Here is a 16,916-nt window from a genome sequence, read left to right as displayed (position 1 = left end):
TCACCACACAACCAATACGGCAAGGCCAAGACACACGGAGAGGGCAAAGAGGGAGAGATCCATCAGCATCGGATGCCAGATTTCGCCGGAGTACATCCAGTCGCGCAGCACGCGGTGTGCCACAAGCCAGATCAAAAAGCCCAGCAGGACAGCTTTAAACAGCGGCGGAAAATAGACGGATGCTCCGACAACCAGGTCCTGGAGGGGTAATCCCGCGGAGCTTAACGAGAACGTCACGAGCAGAGATCCTTTGCAGTGAGGAGAATGCCACGATGGCCTGTTTTTACATGACGACGCATGAATATTCAGTGTAAATCATACTGACAACATCGGCTGTATGCAGTATTGCATTTGTTTTGGCAATACAAATGCTGCACACTATTCTAAAATCAGTATAATAACTTAGCAAGCTAATTATAAGGAGATGAAATTGGAATCGCCATTAGGTTCTGATCTGGCAAGGTTGGTACGCGTCTGGCGTGCTCTGATTGACCATCGCCTGAAACCTCTGGAATTGACACAGACGCATTGGGTTACGCTGCATAACATCCATCAGCTTCCGCCCGACCAGTCACAAATTCAACTGGCAAAGGCGATCGGCATTGAGCAGCCTTCGCTGGTACGTACGCTCGATCAGCTGGAGGAGAAGGGACTGATATCCCGGCAGACCTGTGCCAGCGACCGACGCGCTAAGCGGATTAAACTGACTGAAAAAGCCGCGCCAATCATCACCGAGATGGAGGCCGTCATCAGCAAGACGCGAGGGGAGATCCTCTCCGGGATTTCACCTGAGGAACTGGAGATGCTCATCGGGCTTGTTGCTCGCCTCGAGCAAAACATCCACGAACTCCAGTCGCGCGACTGATCCTGCAAAAAGGCCTTGCTGATGCAAGGCCTTTTTTTCACGAGTAAACCACCACCCGGTTGCGACCCGTCTCTTTCGCTTCATACATCGCCTTATCGGCGCACTCCACGCACGTTTCCGCCGTCGTTTCGGCTGACGTCGCTGTAAAGACACCCATGCTGATGGTAATGGGTTCAGGCAGTTGTTCCTCGCTGCTGTTTTTATCGAAGCTGCTGAGCTTCTCGCGGATCCGCTCCGCCACCTGGCGAGCCGTCTCCGGCGGGGTATTCGCCAGCATCAGAACGAACTCTTCGCCCCCGATACGCGCAGCAATGTCATCCGGTCGCACCGAGTCCATCAGCAGCCTGGCGACAAATTTTAATACCTTATCGCCCTGAAGGTGCCCGTAGCAGTCGTTGATACGCTTGAAGCGACGAGATCGCTTACGACAACGGAAACCGGCTGGGTACGGCTCGCGCTGCGCAGCGAATGGTTGAGGGCGTCGTAAAAGTAACTGCGGTTGTACAGACGCGTAAGAGGGTCACGTATGGAGTTTTGATAAGACTGCTGATACTTCAAATGCGATTCGCGGTAGAGATTAAATACATCATAAAGCAGAACAAATATAATCAACAGCGTGGCAATGGTCTCAAATAAACGCGCACGATACCAGGAAATATCTTCAGCCTGCCCGGCTAACAGCATCATCAAAAGCGTCCCGATATAACACAACGATAAAAAATTACCGCTGACCCAAAACATATTACGTATCCGGGTAATAATCATCAGCGTGACAAACGTCGCGACCCACAGCACGATTAAGATAATGTTAATCACCCGGTTCCATATAGCCATAAAATGTCGGGTTTCATTATCGATCAGGTCCAGAGAGAAAAACGACGAATGGCTGGAGTAAAACCAGGCGAGGGCAATGATCACTACGGTAAAAAGAAGCATGCCAAAAAAAAGAGAAGTATGCGTCATGCGCGAAAGGGGAACATTCCGGAGGACGTACAGCAGGGCAGATACAATAAACAACACCGCCATCAGGATATGGCGAAACATGTAATAGATCATCGCATCGTTATAGTTGATGGTACTGAACTGATAGAGGTTCAGCCACGCCGGAAAGCTGGAGAGCGTCCCGACCATCAGCAACGCAGAGCCGGTAAAGGCAAGCGCGATAGCGACAAGATACAACCGCCGTTTGTCACACCAGTATTTCATCACCATAAAGCAGGCGATAACCGAATGAAAGACCAGCAAAAAAATGGTCAGCGTGGGGAATAACAAAGGTGAAAAAGAGGGGACGTGTTTAACGAGTTGCAAAAACAGGAAATGTAATATCCCTATAACAAAAAAGCTCCCCAAAAAGAAAGGAATGTATCTATTTTTTACATATCGACCAATCGCAAGCATAATAATCTTAACAAAAAAATGAATAAAGGCGGCGAGTTTAGCGATGATATGCAAAAATTACTTTGCGCAGGAGCAATATATTATGGGAAGTAATTATGAATAAGATGAATATGTTTTAGCAATTAAAACGGATGACAGATATTCATGTGAGATAAAGGATACGGCCTGTAGACCGTATCCTTTATTAAATTAACGTGGAGAAACGGTCACCTGGCTGCCGTTGCTGGCAATCACGACGCGCTGGCCTGCAGAGAAGCGGGTGCTGCCTTGCTTCTGCACAACCATGATGGTGTTACCGTCATCTTTACGGATTTCCAGTTCAACACCCTGGGTTTTGTTCATGGCACCCTGAACGCCCTGGCCTGCTACGCCACCGGCAACAGCACCCGCCGCGGTGGCCAGTGAACGACCGGTCCCCCCACCAATGGTGTTACCCAGGAAACCACCCAGAACGGCACCGCCGATTGCACCGACGACATTGCTGTCATCACCACCCTGGATCTGTACAGGACGTGCATTGACAATCGTACCGTAGGTGACGTTCTGCACCTGTTTAGCTTCAGACGCGCTATAAACGTCGCCAGAGAGTGAACTGTCATTCACACAACCAGCCAGTGTTAAACCAATCAGCGAAACGCCCAGTACACGTAAAATCATTTGAATCTCCTGTTCACCAACAACGCCCGGTTCGGGCATCCGTAATGGCTAAATTATATGGCATAAGAGGCCAACGTTCATAACTTTGTATGCACAATAAGAAAAGTGTACTTGAAATTGGCTTAACGAGACATAAACAAAAATCTCTGTGGTACGTGTCTGACATTGTTAAAAAATATTATCGCCGCATAGAAAAGCCCCCCGGATTGTGGTTGAGTATTTATCCTAAGACCACGCAACCTAAGGAAAGCGCATGAAATCGGGTCGATACATAGGCGTGATGTCAGGCACCAGTCTTGATGGTGTTGATGTCGTTCTGGCCGCGATAGATGAAAACATGGTGGCCCAGCAGGCAAGCCTGACCTGGCCGATCCCCGTCTCGCTGAAAGAGGACATCCTGAACATCTGTCAGGGCCAGCAGCTGACGTTGTCACAGCTTGGGCAACTGGATGTCCGGCTGGGATCGCTGTTCGCGGATGCTGTTCTGGCGCTTATGCACAAGGAAAACCTGCAGCCGCAGGATATCGTGGCGATTGGCTGCCACGGTCAGACGGTGTGGCATGAACCGACCGGCGACGCGCCGCATACCCTGCAAATTGGCGATAACAACCAGATCGTAGCGAAAACCGGCGTCACGGTTGTGGGCGATTTTCGTCGACGGGATATTGCCCTTGGCGGGCAGGGCGCACCGCTGGTTCCAGCTTTCCATCAGGCGCTGCTGGCACACCCCAGCGAACGACGGATGGTGCTCAACATTGGCGGGATCGCCAACCTGTCGATGCTGATCCCGGGCCAGCCGGTACGCGGGTACGATACGGGGCCGGGCAATATGCTGATGGATGCCTGGATCTGGCGTCAGTGCGGCAAACCCTACGACAAGGACGCGCAGTGGGCGAGCGAAGGTAAAGTTGTCCTGCCGCTCCTGCAATCCATGTTAAGCGATCCCTATTTTTCGCTTCCTGCGCCTAAAAGCACCGGCCGTGAATATTTCAACTATGGCTGGCTGGAGCGCCAGCTGGCGCCGTTCCCGGCGCTGGCCGCGCAGGACGTCCAGACCACGCTGGTGGAGTTGACCGCTGTCTCGATATCTGAACAGGTCATGCTCAGCGGCGGATGCGAGCGGCTGCTGGTGTGCGGCGGTGGCAGCCGTAACCCGCTGGTGATGGCACGTCTCGCCGGGTTGTTGCCAGGGACCGAAGTCTCGACCACGGATGAGGCCGGGATCAGCGGGGATGATATGGAGGCTCTGGCCTTCGCCTGGCTTGCGTGGCGTACCGTTGCCGGCCTGCCGGGCAATTTACCGTCCGTCACCGGCGCGCGTGAAGCCAGTGTGCTGGGGGCGATTTACCCCGCAAATCCTCGTCATAATCAGAGTTAACTGAATTTCAGTGCTGCGGCCAGCCGTTAGAATATGACGAAAAGCCGGAGGGTGATAACGCCCTCCGGGATCAGAAAAGTCGACGGAACACGCCATGAAAAAACTTCTTCTTATTACTCTGCCTTTTTTACTTGCAGGATGCAGTGCCTATAACCAGTTCGTTGAACGCATGCAGACCGATACCCTGGAGTATCGCTGTGATGAAAAACCGCTCACCGTGAAGCTGAACAACCCGCGTCAGGAAGCCAGCTTTATTTATGACAATAAACTCCTGACCCTCAAGCAGGGCATGTCGGCCTCTGGCGCTCGCTATACCGACGGGATCTATGTCTTCTGGTCGAAAGGTGACAGCGCCACGGTCTATAAACGCGACCGTATCGTGCTGAACAATTGCCAGTTAGAAAATCCGAAGCGTTGAGATTTTCACAGGGGCGGCGCACAATAGCGCCACCCTAAGTCTATTTCAGCTAACGCCATGTCAGATAACGACGAACTGCAGCAAATTGCGCACCTGCGCCGTGAATACACCAAAGGCGGTCTTCGCCGCCAGGATCTTCCCGCTGAACCGCTGGCGCTTTTTGAGCGCTGGCTGAAACAGGCCTGCGAGGCTAAGCTCGCTGACCCCACGGCCATGGTTGTTGCCACGGTTGATGAAAACGGCCAGCCTTACCAGCGCATCGTGTTGCTCAAGCATTATGATGAAAAAGGGTTGGTGTTCTATACCAATCTTGGCAGCCGCAAGGCGCACCATCTCGAACGCAATCCCCGTATTAGCCTGCTGTTCCCCTGGCACATGCTGGAGCGTCAGGTCATGGTCACCGGTAAAGTCGAACGCCTCTCGACGCTGGAGGTGGTGAAGTATTTCCACAGCCGTCCGCGCGACAGCCAGATTGGCGCGTGGGTCTCTAAGCAGTCCAGCCGCATTTCGGCGCGCGGCGTGCTTGAAAGCAAATTCCTCGAGTTAAAACAGAAATTCCAGCAGGGCGAAGTGCCGTTACCGAGCTTCTGGGGCGGGTTCCGCATCCCCATCGAACAGATGGAATTCTGGCAGGGGGGCGAGCATCGCCTGCACGACCGCTTTTTATACCAGCGCGAGAGCAACGGCTGGAAAATTGACAGACTGGCACCCTAAACCCCGAAATTTGTTGTTTTAAGCGCTAGCGCAACGTGCGCCAGCGCTTTATTCTATGTTCCTTTCGCACCAGGCGAAAAGTCGTGTACCGGCAAAGGTGCAGTCGTTTATACATGGAGAATTTGATGGCAAGCAGTAACTTGATTAAACAATTGCAAGAGCGGGGCCTCGTGGCCCAGGTGACGGACGAAGAAGCGTTAGCAGAGCGACTGGCGCAAGGCCCGATCGCGCTCTATTGCGGCTTCGATCCCACCGCTGACAGCTTGCATTTGGGGCATCTTGTTCCCTTGTTATGCCTGAAACGCTTCCAGATGGCGGGCCACAAGCCGGTCGCACTGGTGGGCGGCGCGACCGGTCTGATTGGCGACCCAAGCTTTAAAGCCGCTGAGCGTAAACTGAACACTGAAGACACGGTGCAGGAGTGGGTGGATAAAATCCGCAAACAGGTTGCCCCTTTCCTCGACTTCAACTGTGGTGACAACGCCGCTATTGCCGCGAATAACTATGACTGGTTTGGTGGCATGAACGTGCTGACCTTCCTGCGCGACATCGGCAAACACTTCTCTGTTAACCAGATGATAAACAAAGAAGCGGTGAAGCAGCGTCTGAATCGTGACGATCAGGGCATCTCCTTTACCGAGTTTTCCTACAACCTGCTGCAGGGCTATGACTTTGCCTGCCTGAACAAACTGCACGGCGTGGCATTGCAAATTGGCGGTTCCGACCAGTGGGGGAACATCACCTCCGGTATCGATTTGACCCGTCGTCTGCATCAGAATCAGGTCTTTGGCCTGACCGTACCGCTGATCACTAAAGCCGACGGCACCAAATTTGGTAAAACCGAAGGCGGCGCGGTATGGCTCGATCCGAAGAAAACCAGCCCGTACAAGTTCTATCAGTTCTGGATCAACACCGCCGACGCCGACGTGTATCGTTTCCTGAAATTCTTCACCTTCATGGATATTGAGGCGATCAATGCGCTTGAAGAAGAAGACAAAAACAGCGGTAAAGCGCCACGCGCGCAGTACGTGCTGGCGGACGAAGTGACCAAACTGGTTCATGGCGAAGAAGGTCTGGCGGCCGCAAAACGCATTACGGCAAGCCTGTTCAACGGCACCCTGAGCGATTTAAGCGAAGCGGACTTCGAACAGCTGGCGCAGGATGGCGTGCCGATGGTTGAGATGGAAAAAGGTGCAGACCTGATGCAGGCGCTGGTGGATTCCGAGCTGCAGCCGTCCCGCGGCCAGGCACGTAAAACCATCGCCTCTAACGCCATCACCATCAACGGCGAAAAACAGGCCGACCCGGAATACACCTTCGTTGAAGGGGACCGTCTGTATGGCCGCTACACGTTGCTGCGTCGCGGTAAGAAAAACTACTGTCTGGTGTGCTGGAAGTAATTAAAAAATGTCGCCAGGGGCGTGGGAAACCACGCCCCTTTTGTTTGTTCAGGGTAGTGGTAAGCAAAAAATGAAGAATATCCTCGCCATTCAGTCCCACGTTGTTTTTGGACATGCGGGTAACAGCGCTGCGGAATTCCCCATGCGCCGCCTCGGTGCCAACGTCTGGCCCCTTAATACCGTTCAGTTTTCTAATCATACGCAATACGGCAAATGGACCGGCTGCGTGATGCCGCCCTCCCATTTGACGGAGATCGTGCAGGGCATTGCTGATATCGACCAGCTCAAGCGCTGTGACGCCGTGCTGAGCGGCTATCTTGGCTCCGCAGAGCAGGGTGAGCACATCCTTGGCATCGTACGCCAGGTTAAAGCTGCGAACCCGTCAGCAAAGTATTTCTGCGATCCGGTGATGGGGCATCCTGAGAAAGGCTGCATCGTCGCGCCCGGCGTGGCGGAGTTTCACGTGCGCCACGCGCTACCGGCGAGTGATATCATCGCCCCAAACCTGCTCGAACTGGAGATCCTCTGCGAGCACCCGGTCAATAGCGTCGACGAGGCGGTAAGTGCGTCCCGCGAACTGATTGCTCAGGGGCCGGAGATTGTCCTGGTGAAGCACCTCGCACGCGCAGGGATAAGCCAGGACCGTTTTGAAATGCTGCTGGTGACAAGGGATGACGCCTGGCACATCAGCCGACCGCTGGTCGATTTTGGCGTGCGTCAGCCGGTTGGGGTGGGGGACGTGACCAGCGGTTTACTGCTGGTGAAACTGCTGCAGGGCGCAACCCTGCGCGATGCGCTTGAGCATGTCACTGCAGCCGTGTATGAAATTATGATTACCACCAAAGACATGCATGAGTACGAATTACAGGTTGTGGCGGCGCAGGAGCGTATTGCGAAGCCTGACCACTACTTCAGCGCCACTCGCTTATAATCATCGCCCGGCGGCGCTGCGCATGAAGTTGTAGGCCGGGTGAGCGTGAGCGCCACCCGGCAACACAAACCGCCCGGTCAGTTCAACCCTTCTGCTTTCAGCGCCGCGGCAACCGCCGGACGCTCCGCCACGCGCGTCATATACGCCGCAACATGGTCTAAGCCATCCATATTCAACTTCACCGCGCGCGCCCAGCGCAGAACGGTGAACAGATACGCATCGGCAATGGTGAAACGGGCGCCGGAAATCCACTGATCGTCTTTCAGCGAGTCGTTAATGTACTGCAGCTTTTTCTCCAGCAGCGCGCGCACGGTAGGTTTGTACTCTTCCGGCGTATCCGGGCGGAACAGCGGAGTAAAGCCTTTGTGCAGCTCGGTAGCGATATAGTTCAGCCACTCCAGCGTCTTATAACGGGCGATGCTGCCGGTCGGAGCAAGGAGCTGGCGGTCGGGCACATTGTCCGCGAGGAACTGCATAATCGCCACGCCCTCGGTGAGCAACGTACCGTCATCCAGCAGCAGAGCCGGAACTTGTCCCTTCGGGTTAATGGCAAAATAGTCATCGCCATTTTCCAGGCGCTTCTTCATCAGGTCGACGCCATCAAGCGTGAAATCCTTGCCGCTTTCGCGCAGGGTGATATGGGAAGCAAGAGAGCAGGCGCCCGGTTTGTAGAACAGTTTCATCGGTAACTCCTTTTCGCTGAGGTTCCAGCTATGTTAGTGCGCGATTGGATAAAAAAAAAGCCGCTAATGCATTAGCGGCTTTTATTCAGTCGTTTCCCGATGACATTACACGGCAGCGGTCTTGCTCGCTTTAGCGTCGTTGTCGTCGTCCTGAGTCATACGATTCAGCTTAGGCGCTGTCATCAGCATCAGCACGGCGATAACGCCCGTGGCGATACCAATCTGCATGAACACGGTGCCATAGACGTTCAGGGACATCAGTGGGTCGGTCACGTTCTCCGGCACGGCCATCAGGTTAGCAATCTTACCGGCGATCAGTGCTGCGCCCGCGGTGGTCAGGAACCAGCTACCCATGATGAAGCCCATCAGACGCTGTGGAACCAGTTGTGCAACCATTGCCAGGCCCAGACCGGAGATCATCAGCTCACCGACAGACTGCAGCGCGTAGCTCAGGATCAGCCAGCTGACAGAGACGATACCCGCGTCGGTGGCAAACTTAGTACCCAGTGGCAGCACCAGGAAGGCACCGGAGCACAGCAGCATACCGATGGCAAACTTGTGCGGCATTGGCAGACGGTCGCCCATCTTGTTATAGATAGCCGCCAGAATCGGGGAGCCAATCATGATCCAGAACGGGTTCAGCGCCTGGAACTGCTCCGGCTCAAACGCGATGCCCAGAATAGCGTGCTCAACGTTACGGATGGCGAAGAAGTTCAGAGAGGTTGGCATCTGCATGTACAGAACGAAGAAGATAATCGCCTGCAGCATCAGAATGAAGGCCACAATCATCTTACGACGCGCAGCACCGTGCATGGCGAAGGCTTCTTTCGCGAAGATACAGACGATACCCAGCGCAACTAATCCCAGAACGCCGCGAGCGATGGTCTGGTTATGCAGCAGCCAGGTCGCGATCGCCACGAGGATCACAACACCTACGATGGTCGCCAGCAGTTTGCCCATGTGCAGAGGTTCGAAGTCAGGTTTGGAACCGTTGTTTTTAACCCAGCTGCGGCAGAACAGGAAGTTCACCACGGTAATCAGCATACCCACGAAGCTCAGTGCGAACGCGACGCTCCAGCCAAACTTAGCAGCCAGCCACGGTGTTGCCAGCATAGAGAAGAAGGAACCGATGTTGATGGACATGTAGTACATGGTGAATGCACCGTCCAGACGCGGATCATCTTTGTTGTAGCAGGTTGAGAGCAGGGAAGACGGGTTCGCCTTGAACAAACCGTTACCCACGGCGATGGTCGCCATACCCATATACACAACCGCGGCGTCATGACCAGACCATGCAACCAGCCCATAGCCAATCGCCAGAACGATAGCGCCCAGCATGATGACACGTTTGGTGCCAAGCACTTTATCACCCAGCCAGCCGCCTACCGCGACCAGACCGTACACCAGTGCGCTGAATGAAGAGAACAGCGTGATGGAATCGGCTTCTGACATACCCAGTTGTTTAACCAGGTAGACCGCCATGATCCCTTGCAGGCCGTAGAAACCAAAACGCTCCCATAACTCAATGGAGAAGATGAGATAGAACGCTTTAGGTTGTTTAAAAGCGTTCAGGCTCACGCTTTCTTCAGTTGGTTTATTGTTTGCAGTCGACACATATACCTCTTTTTTTACATCCCATATTAACGGGGGTGTTCATAGCGTGATGACCGTGGTCCATCCGCTTTATAGTTATATTGGGAGGGGAAACGGCGGGTAATGTTCACTATCCGCGGCCTTCTGGCAATACGTTTGTAATACTCTGTTACATATAACTGAAGCCCTATAATCAGCGGGTCAGGCAAATGTTATTCAGCGTTAAATTTCATTCGATGAGTTTTGTTGGTTTTTTTCACTACCTTTAGCCCCGGAAATCGGCTGTATGGCGATATGTTCTGCTATTTGCCCTTTCAGGCAGTGATATAGCCCATATTCTGAAAAATGACTGGTCTTATCTGCGGTGTTGGGGTGGTTAAATCTTGTCTGGCTAAGGGTTTGCCGGGCTTTTAACAACAAAAATCCAACATGACGTTATCAGAGTGATCCCGATCACAGATGTATAGAAATTTTTGGTGATGAAAAAACAATTAACCTGTTTGAGTGTTAAATCACCGAAGGATCGCCCGGTACGTTGCGGTCAACGGCGAACAAATTTCGGTCAAGAGGAAGGTTATTAGTACGCCTTCCTTTTATAAGGTCTTGAATGGCTGAAGAATGCGGTGAACGCGTCAGGCGTAGACTTTTTCTTTGTATTCGCAAAGATCTTCAATGATGCACGAGCCGCAGCGGGGCTTACGGGCAATGCAGGTATAGCGCCCATGCAAAATCAACCAGTGGTGGCAGTCCACCTTAAATTCTGCCGGTACCACTTTGAGCAATTTCTCTTCGACCTGCTCAACGTTCTTACCGGGCGCGAAGTTGGTGCGGTTTGAGACGCGGAAAATATGGGTATCCACGGCGATAGTAGGCCAGCCAAACGCGGTATTAAGCACCACGTTAGCCGTCTTGCGCCCGACGCCCGGCAGGGCCTCCAGCGCAGCGCGATCTTCAGGGACTTCCCCACCGTGCTGTTCCAGCAAAATCCGGCAGGTTTTAATTACGTTCTCGGCTTTGCTGTTAAACAGCCCGATTGTCTTGATATAGGATTTAACCCCCTCGACGCCGAGCCCAAGCATGGCTTCAGGCGTATTAGCGACGGGGTAGAGCAGGGCCGTGGCTTTGTTGACGCTCACGTCGGTGGCCTGCGCAGAGAGCAGTACGGCGATCAGCAGCTCAAAGGGTGAGGTAAAGTTAAGCTCCGTCGTCGGATGAGGGTTTTCATTCCGCAGACGGGTCAGGATCGCAATGCGTTTCTCTTTATTCATGAAGCCTTCTCGGGTATCCCTTCCTGCACGCTGCGCTCGGCCGCGCGGCGTTTACGTTTTTCATCAATCAGGTATTTTATCGCCAGCATCATGCCAAGGCCAATAAAAGCACCCGGTGGCAGCATCGCCAGCAGGAAGGGGGTATCCGTATGGAAGACCTCAATGCGTAGCGCTTTTGCCCAGCCGCCCAGCAGCGCATCCGCACCGTCGAACAGCGTCCCGTTGCCCAGAATTTCACGCAGGGAGCCCAGGACGAACATCGCTCCGGTCGCGCCCATGCCGATGGCAAAGCCATCCAGGGCAGACATCGCCGGGGTGTTTTTCACGGCAAAGGCTTCTGCGCGGCCCACAACGATACAGTTGGTAACGATAAGCGGAATGAAGATCCCCAGGGACTGATACAGTCCGAAGGCATAGGCGTTAATCAGCATCTGCACAATGCTCACCACCGAGGCGATGATCATCACGTAAATCGGAATGCGAATTTCCGTGGGCGTCCAGCGGCGCAGCGCAGAGATGGACAGGTTGGTCAGGGTCAGCACCAGCGTGGTCGCCAGCCCCAGGCCAAGGGCGTTGGTCGCAGTGGATGTCACCGCCAGCAGCGGGCACATCCCCAGCAGCTGAACCAATGCGGAGTTGTTCTTCCAGAGACCCTGGACGATAACCTCTTTAACCTGACTCATGATTACTCCTCACAGGCCGGAAGATTGTCAAGTTGCGCAGGCAGCGTTTCCGCGTACAGCCCGGCACGTTTTACGGCGTTGACCACGGCGCGGGGGGTAATGGTCGCGCCCGTGAACTGGTCAAACTCGCCGCCGTCTTTTTTCACCGCAAAGGCTGCGTCATTCTCGCCATGAATCACTTTACCGGCAAAATGCAATATCCAGTCGCTCAGACGAGTTTCGATTTTATCCCCCAGGCCCGGCGTTTCGTGATGTTCCGTCACGCGCGTTCCCAGCACGGTGCCCGTGAAGTCGGTACCGACCAGCAGCTGTATCGCGCCAGAATAACCGTCCGGCGCCGTGGCTTCCATCACCGCGCCCACCGGTTTATCACCTTTTCGGGCGATAAAGACGTGATGCGTCCCTTTGCCGAGCTGCGGAGCCTGCACCAGGAAGCAGCTTTGCTGCAGGTTATTATCATAGAAGTCAGAGGGGATCACCTGGTCAAAAAGCGCTTTCTGCTGCTTCGTCGACTGCTCATCAATGGTGGTTTTGGTCAGGGTATTGACCAGCGCGGTCAGGCCTGTCAGCACGGCGGCGAAAACAGCAAGCGTAACGCCGTGTTTTTGCATTGTTTTCAGCATGGCGAAACCCTTAGCGATGGCCGTACACGCGCGGACGCGTATAATAGTCGATGAGTGGAACGGTAATATTGGCTAACAGCACGGCGAAGGCGACACCATCCGGATAGCCGCCAAAACTGCGGATCAGCCAGACCAGCAGCCCGGCCAGCGCGCCGAAGATCAGGCGGCCACGGTTAGTGGTGGAGGCGGTGACCGGATCGGTCAGGATGAAAAACGCACCCAGCATGGTCGCGCCGGAGAGCAGATGCATCTGCGGGCTTGCCAGCGACTCAGGAGAGAACACCCAGCCCAGGGTCGCACAGACCGCCAGCGTCACGAGGAAGCTGACCGGAATATGCCAGCGAATGGCTTTTTGCTGCAGCAGGAACAGGCCACCCAGCAGGTACGCAAGGTTGACCCACTGCCAGCCCGCGCCAGCCAGCATACCGCTGAAAATGGCGGACTTCATAATCTGATCCACGCTGTGCCCGGCGTGCAGGGACGTTTTGAAGGTGTCGAGCGGCGTCGCCTGGCTAATGCCGTCCACGCCGATGCGCAACGCGTTCATGTCCGCGCCGAGCGCGGTGTGTCCGGTAAAGATAACGTGCAGGGCATCCATAAAGCCGGGCACCGTGGCCGCGATCTCCTGCGGCGGCAGCCAGCTCGTCATCTGCACCGGGAAGGAGATCAGCAGAACCACATAGCCGATCATCGCCGGGTTAAACGGGTTATGGCCTAGCCCGCCATAGAGCTGTTTAGCAATGATCACGGCGAAGACCGTGCCCAGCACCACCATCCACCACGGCGCAAACGGCGGAATACTGATCGCAAGCAGCAGGCCGGTTAAAAGCGCCGAGTTGTCGGCCAGAATGCGGCTCACCTCTTTTTTACGCAGCTTCAGCACCAGACCTTCAGCCGCCAGGGCGCTGGCACAGCCAAGCGCTAACTGGATAAGCGTTCCCCAGCCGAAAAACCACAGCTGGACGGCGATACCCGGCAGTGCCGCCAGGCACACCAGCATCATGATGCGCGAGGTCTGGCGCTGGTTATGGGTATAGGGGGAACTTGCGATTCTGAAAACCATTTAATCCTCGTTAACTGCTTGCTGTGCGGCTTTCTTCGCCTGAACACGGGCAATCGCGGCGGCGACTGCGGCTTTGCGTGGATCGTCATTTGCAGCGACGGTCTGTTCTTCCTGTTGTGCGGCCTGTTGTGCGGCTTTGCGGGCCTTAGCACGCGCGATAGCCGCTTCAACCGCCGCCTTACGCGGATCGACAGCCTCTGGCTCAATCACGACGCTGGACTGGGCTGCTTTACGGGCTTTTGCTCGTGCAATAGCGGCTTCAACCGCGGCTTTACGCGGGTCAACCTCAACCGCAGGTTCTGCCGGTTGCACGTTCTCAGCCTGACGCGCACGGGCTTTTGCTCGCGCGATGGCGGCCTCAACCGCGGCTTTACGCGGGTCGATTTCACCAGCGGGCTCTGCCTGCTTCGTTTTTTCAGCCTGACGCGCGCGGGCTTCGGCTTTACGCGCTTCACGGGCGGCAATCGCGTCGCTGTTATCCGGTTTCGCACCTGCCTGGATTTCTATCGTCTCGGCGGCGTTAGCTTTTTTCTCCCGCACGCGGGCCAGCGCGGCGGCGATTGCGTCTCGATCCGTCTCGGCGGGCTGCACGGCGGCTTGTTTATGGCGTTCCTGGCGCGCCGCTTTTTCACGCTCCAGACGTGCCTGACGAGCCTCGAAGCGCGCTTTGGCTTCAGCGGCGCGTTTGTCTTCCATGGAGATGGCGTAGATCTCGGCCTTCTCCTGACGGAAATATTGCACCAGCGGGATATTGCTCGGGCAGACCCAGGCGCAGGCACCGCACTCAATGCAGTCTGCCAGATTGTGGGCTTTGGCTTTATCGTGCAGTTGGCCTTTGCTGTACCAGTACAGCTGCTGCGGCAGCAGATCGGCCGGACAGGCATCTGCACAGGCGCTACAGCGAATGCAGCCTTTTTCTTCCTGCTCCTCGCCCATCTCGGTGGAGGAGGGCGCCAGTAGGCAGTTGGTAATTTTGACCACCGGGACGTCCAGCCACGGCAGAGTAAAGCCCATCAGCGGGCCGCCCATGATCACCATCTGATCGCTACCCGGACAGAAGCCGGCATGGTCAAGCAGATGGCGTACCGGTGTGCCCAGACGCGCCCAGACGTTGCCCGGACGGGAGACGGATTCACCGGTCAGGGTGACCACGCGTTCGGTCAATGGCTCACCGTCAATCACCGCGCGTTTAACCGCGTAGGCCGTGCCGACGTTCTGCATCAACACGCCGATGTCCGATGAACGTCCGCCGTGGGGAACCTGTTTGCCGGTCAGGATCTGGGTGAGCTGCTTTGCCCCGCCAGAAGGATACTTGGTCGGGATAACGCGAAGGCCGATGTCGTGGCTTCCCGCCAGCACCGCCCGCAGCATGGAAATGGCCTGCGGTTTGTTATCTTCAATGCCAATTAAGACGTCGCGTGGCTGCAGAATATGCGCAAGGATGCGAATGCCTTCCACAACCTGCGCGGCACAGTCCTGCATCAGACGATCGTCGGCGGTAATGTAGGGTTCACACTCTGCGGCGTTAATAATGAGTGTTTCGATTTTGTCGCCGCCGCCGCGCAGTTTGGTCCCCGTCGGGAAACCCGCGCCGCCCAGCCCGGCCACGCCGAACTGATGGATACGTTCAATCAGCGCCTCCCGGCTCTGGGCGCGGTAGTCGCTCCAGCCGTCACGGTCGATCCAGCGATCTTCCCCGTCAGCGTCGATGATTACGCTCAGCTCAGACAAGGCAGAAGGATGCGCAACGGTATGCGGAGCAATCGACACCACGGTACCGGAGGTCGGGGCGTGAACGGGCAACATGCGCCCGCGACCAAAGGTCAGCGGCTGGCCGCGCAGGACGCGATCGCCCTCTTTGACGCAGAGTTCACCCTCTGCGCCGATATGTTGTTTCAGCGGCATGACGTAGCGCGTCGCCAGCGGGATCTGACGCAGCGGCGTGCCGTTAGACTGGGTTTTCATCTCTGGCGGATGGATACCGCCATCAAAGTCCCAAATCTTCTCTTTTCTGAACGCGGAGAATAACTTAAGCATGGTGTTCCACAGGAATAATGCGAACCGGAATGGTTTGAAGATCCCACTTCCAGTTTTCGGTCGTCGTTTCGACCGGACGTAATTCTATGCACTGCGTCGGGCAGGGGGCCACGCAGAGGTTACAGCCGGTGCACAGATCCGCTACCACGGTGTGCATGGCGCGGGTGGCACCGACAATGGCGTCCACAGGACAGGCCTGAATACATTTGGTGCAGCCGATGCAGTTGGCTTCATCGATCACCGCCAGCGCGCGCACCGGCTCCTGCACGTCGACATCGCCGTCCACCGGTTGCGGATCGACGTTAAGCAGGGCAGCGATTTTCAGCATCACGGCTTCGCCACCCGGCGCGCAGCGGTTAATCTTTTCCCCCTGGACGCCAACTGCCTCTGCATACGGACGGCAGCCGGGATAGCCGCATTGCCCGCACTGACTCTGCGGCAGCAGCTCATCAATTTTTTCGACAACCGGGTCGTCCTCAACCGCAAAACGGCGGGAGGCATACCCCAGAATGACGCCAAACACCAGTCCCAGCACGCTGATTGAGGCGATGGCAATCCAGATAGCGTTCATTACAACTTCACCAGACCACTGAAGCCCATAAAGGCTAAAGACATTAAACCCGCCGTGACCAGCGCAATCGAGTTACCGCGAAAAGGCGCGGGAATATCTGCGGCTGCCAGGCGCTCGCGAATGGACGCGAACAACACCATCACCAGGGAGAAACCGACCGCGGCAGAGAATCCATACAGCGCCGATTGCATAAAGTTATGACCGAGGTTGATGTTCAGCAACGCCACGCCGAGCACCGCGCAGTTCGTGGTGATCAGCGGCAGGAAGATGCCCAGCAGGCGATATAGCGCGGGGCTGGTTTTACGCACCACCATTTCGGTAAATTGCACCACCACCGCGATGACCAGAATAAAGGCCAGGGTGCGCAGATAGGTCAGGCCCAGCGGAATGAGGATCCAGGTGTCAATCCACCAGGCACAAATCGACGCCAGGGTCATGACGAAGGTCGTCGCCAGCCCCATACCCATTGCGGTCTCCAGTTTTTTGGACACCCCCATAAACGGACACAGGCCCAGAAACTTCACCAGGACGAAGTTGTTAACCAGCACAGTGCCGACAAAGAGCAGTAAGTAATCGGTCATTATTTAGCCTGAAATAAAAAAGCCGCCTATTATCGAATAATCCACAACGGGCG

The 16,916-nt window shown here is 55.4% G+C and carries 17 protein-coding genes and 1 pseudogene; 6 read left to right on the top strand and 12 right to left on the bottom strand.

Annotation, left to right across the window (positions count from 1 at the left end):
• Positions 1 to 237, bottom strand: a complete 237-nt coding sequence (locus I6L58_RS02820; protein WP_006174946.1) for a DUF1656 domain-containing protein — start codon at positions 235 to 237, stop codon at positions 1 to 3.
• A gap of 187 nt (positions 238 to 424) precedes the next feature.
• Here I6L58_RS02820 and slyA point away from each other — a divergent pair, with 187 nt between their 5' ends.
• Positions 425 to 865: a transcriptional regulator SlyA gene (slyA, locus tag I6L58_RS02815; RefSeq protein ID WP_006174947.1), complete on the top strand. Its 441-nt coding sequence runs from the start codon at positions 425 to 427 to the stop codon at positions 863 to 865.
• Positions 866 to 902: 37 nt separating this feature from the next.
• Here the strand turns inward: slyA and I6L58_RS02810 are convergent.
• Positions 903 to 2,263 (bottom strand): annotated as a pseudogene (locus tag I6L58_RS02810) (MASE4 domain-containing protein).
• Between the two features lie 189 nt (positions 2,264 to 2,452).
• Positions 2,453 to 2,920 carry an outer membrane lipoprotein SlyB gene (gene slyB / locus I6L58_RS02805; protein ID WP_042319672.1) on the bottom strand — a complete coding sequence of 156 codons (468 nt, stop codon included), beginning with the start codon at positions 2,918 to 2,920 and terminating at the stop codon, positions 2,453 to 2,455.
• A 253-nt stretch (positions 2,921 to 3,173) separates the two neighbouring features.
• Between slyB and anmK the strand changes: the two genes are divergently transcribed.
• The 5 genes from anmK to pdxY all read left to right on the top strand — a co-directional run bounded on the left by anmK (position 3,174) and on the right by pdxY (position 7,761).
• Entirely contained in the window at positions 3,174 to 4,298 is a 1,125-nt protein-coding gene (anmK, locus tag I6L58_RS02800; protein ID WP_006174950.1) for an anhydro-N-acetylmuramic acid kinase, read from the top strand.
• Between the two features lie 94 nt (positions 4,299 to 4,392).
• Positions 4,393 to 4,716 (top strand): C-type lysozyme inhibitor, encoded by a 324-nt coding sequence (gene mliC / locus I6L58_RS02795; protein ID WP_006174951.1) that lies wholly within the window; start codon positions 4,393 to 4,395, stop codon positions 4,714 to 4,716.
• A gap of 57 nt (positions 4,717 to 4,773) precedes the next feature.
• The gene (gene pdxH / locus I6L58_RS02790) at positions 4,774 to 5,430 is read left to right on the top strand and encodes a pyridoxamine 5'-phosphate oxidase (RefSeq protein WP_006174952.1); all 657 of its coding nucleotides are present in this window, start codon (positions 4,774 to 4,776) and stop codon (positions 5,428 to 5,430) included.
• Positions 5,431 to 5,555: 125 nt separating this feature from the next.
• Positions 5,556 to 6,830 carry a tyrosine--tRNA ligase gene (gene tyrS / locus I6L58_RS02785; protein ID WP_042319674.1) on the top strand — a complete coding sequence of 425 codons (1,275 nt, stop codon included), beginning with the start codon at positions 5,556 to 5,558 and terminating at the stop codon, positions 6,828 to 6,830.
• A gap of 70 nt (positions 6,831 to 6,900) precedes the next feature.
• Positions 6,901 to 7,761: a pyridoxal kinase PdxY gene (gene pdxY / locus I6L58_RS02780; protein ID WP_088207409.1), complete on the top strand. Its 861-nt coding sequence runs from the start codon at positions 6,901 to 6,903 to the stop codon at positions 7,759 to 7,761.
• A gap of 77 nt (positions 7,762 to 7,838) precedes the next feature.
• Here the strand turns inward: pdxY and gstA are convergent, their stop codons facing one another.
• The 9 genes from gstA to rsxA all read right to left on the bottom strand — a co-directional run bounded on the left by gstA (position 7,839) and on the right by rsxA (position 16,863).
• Positions 7,839 to 8,444 carry a glutathione transferase GstA gene (gene gstA, locus I6L58_RS02775; protein WP_006174955.1) on the bottom strand — a complete coding sequence of 202 codons (606 nt, stop codon included), beginning with the start codon at positions 8,442 to 8,444 and terminating at the stop codon, positions 7,839 to 7,841.
• 105 nt (positions 8,445 to 8,549) lie between these two features.
• Entirely contained in the window at positions 8,550 to 10,058 is a 1,509-nt protein-coding gene (dtpA, locus tag I6L58_RS02770) for a dipeptide/tripeptide permease DtpA (protein ID WP_088207899.1), read from the bottom strand.
• Positions 10,059 to 10,669: 611 nt separating this feature from the next.
• Entirely contained in the window at positions 10,670 to 11,305 is a 636-nt protein-coding gene (gene nth / locus I6L58_RS02765; protein ID WP_088207408.1) for an endonuclease III, read from the bottom strand.
• Complete coding sequence (locus I6L58_RS02760) at positions 11,302 to 11,988, bottom strand: electron transport complex subunit E (protein WP_058608927.1); 687 nt, start codon at positions 11,986 to 11,988, stop codon at positions 11,302 to 11,304. Before I6L58_RS02760 ends, nth begins: the two co-directional genes overlap by 4 nt.
• 2 nt (positions 11,989 to 11,990) lie before the next feature.
• A complete protein-coding gene (rsxG, locus tag I6L58_RS02755) occupies positions 11,991 to 12,611 on the bottom strand; it encodes an electron transport complex subunit RsxG (protein WP_088207407.1) in 621 nt (206 codons plus the stop codon).
• Positions 12,612 to 12,621: 10 nt separating this feature from the next.
• A complete protein-coding gene (rsxD, locus tag I6L58_RS02750) occupies positions 12,622 to 13,674 on the bottom strand; it encodes an electron transport complex subunit RsxD (RefSeq protein ID WP_088207406.1) in 1,053 nt (350 codons plus the stop codon).
• Positions 13,675 to 15,711 (bottom strand): electron transport complex subunit RsxC, encoded by a 2,037-nt coding sequence (rsxC, locus tag I6L58_RS02745; protein WP_088207405.1) that lies wholly within the window; start codon positions 15,709 to 15,711, stop codon positions 13,675 to 13,677.
• Positions 15,704 to 16,282, bottom strand: a complete 579-nt coding sequence (gene rsxB, locus I6L58_RS02740) for an electron transport complex subunit RsxB (protein WP_006174963.1) — start codon at positions 16,280 to 16,282, stop codon at positions 15,704 to 15,706. Before rsxB ends, rsxC begins: the two co-directional genes overlap by 8 nt.
• Positions 16,282 to 16,863, bottom strand: coding sequence for an electron transport complex subunit RsxA (gene rsxA, locus I6L58_RS02735; protein ID WP_006174964.1), 582 nt, complete (start codon positions 16,861 to 16,863; stop codon positions 16,282 to 16,284). Before rsxA ends, rsxB begins: the two co-directional genes overlap by 1 nt.
• Positions 16,864 to 16,916: the final 53 nt, after the last annotated feature.

Origin of the sequence: Enterobacter cancerogenus, assembly GCF_019047785.1 — a bacterium.
Classification (GTDB): domain Bacteria; phylum Pseudomonadota; class Gammaproteobacteria; order Enterobacterales; family Enterobacteriaceae; genus Enterobacter; species Enterobacter cancerogenus.
Note: the sequence above shows the minus strand (reverse complement) of the source record. Positions and strands in the feature narration are given on the sequence as shown.

Excerpts from the sequence above, each read along its gene's own strand:
- slyA (WP_006174947.1), top strand. The coding sequence starts at position 425 with ATGAAATTGGAATCGCCATTAGGTTCTGATCTGGCAAGGTTGGTACGC.
- slyB (WP_042319672.1), bottom strand. The coding sequence starts at position 2,920 with ATGATTTTACGTGTACTGGGCGTTTCGCTGATTGGTTTAACACTGGCT.
- anmK (WP_006174950.1), top strand. The coding sequence starts at position 3,174 with ATGAAATCGGGTCGATACATAGGCGTGATGTCAGGCACCAGTCTTGAT.
- mliC (WP_006174951.1), top strand. The coding sequence starts at position 4,393 with ATGAAAAAACTTCTTCTTATTACTCTGCCTTTTTTACTTGCAGGATGC.
- pdxH (WP_006174952.1), top strand. The coding sequence starts at position 4,774 with ATGTCAGATAACGACGAACTGCAGCAAATTGCGCACCTGCGCCGTGAA.
- tyrS (WP_042319674.1), top strand. The coding sequence starts at position 5,556 with ATGGCAAGCAGTAACTTGATTAAACAATTGCAAGAGCGGGGCCTCGTG.
- pdxY (WP_088207409.1), top strand. The coding sequence starts at position 6,901 with ATGAAGAATATCCTCGCCATTCAGTCCCACGTTGTTTTTGGACATGCG.
- gstA (WP_006174955.1), bottom strand. The coding sequence starts at position 8,444 with ATGAAACTGTTCTACAAACCGGGCGCCTGCTCTCTTGCTTCCCATATC.
- nth (WP_088207408.1), bottom strand. The coding sequence starts at position 11,305 with ATGAATAAAGAGAAACGCATTGCGATCCTGACCCGTCTGCGGAATGAA.
- I6L58_RS02760 (WP_058608927.1), bottom strand. The coding sequence starts at position 11,988 with ATGAGTCAGGTTAAAGAGGTTATCGTCCAGGGTCTCTGGAAGAACAAC.
- rsxG (WP_088207407.1), bottom strand. The coding sequence starts at position 12,611 with ATGCTGAAAACAATGCAAAAACACGGCGTTACGCTTGCTGTTTTCGCC.
- rsxD (WP_088207406.1), bottom strand. The coding sequence starts at position 13,674 with ATGGTTTTCAGAATCGCAAGTTCCCCCTATACCCATAACCAGCGCCAG.
- rsxC (WP_088207405.1), bottom strand. The coding sequence starts at position 15,711 with ATGCTTAAGTTATTCTCCGCGTTCAGAAAAGAGAAGATTTGGGACTTT.
- rsxB (WP_006174963.1), bottom strand. The coding sequence starts at position 16,282 with ATGAACGCTATCTGGATTGCCATCGCCTCAATCAGCGTGCTGGGACTG.
- rsxA (WP_006174964.1), bottom strand. The coding sequence starts at position 16,863 with ATGACCGATTACTTACTGCTCTTTGTCGGCACTGTGCTGGTTAACAAC.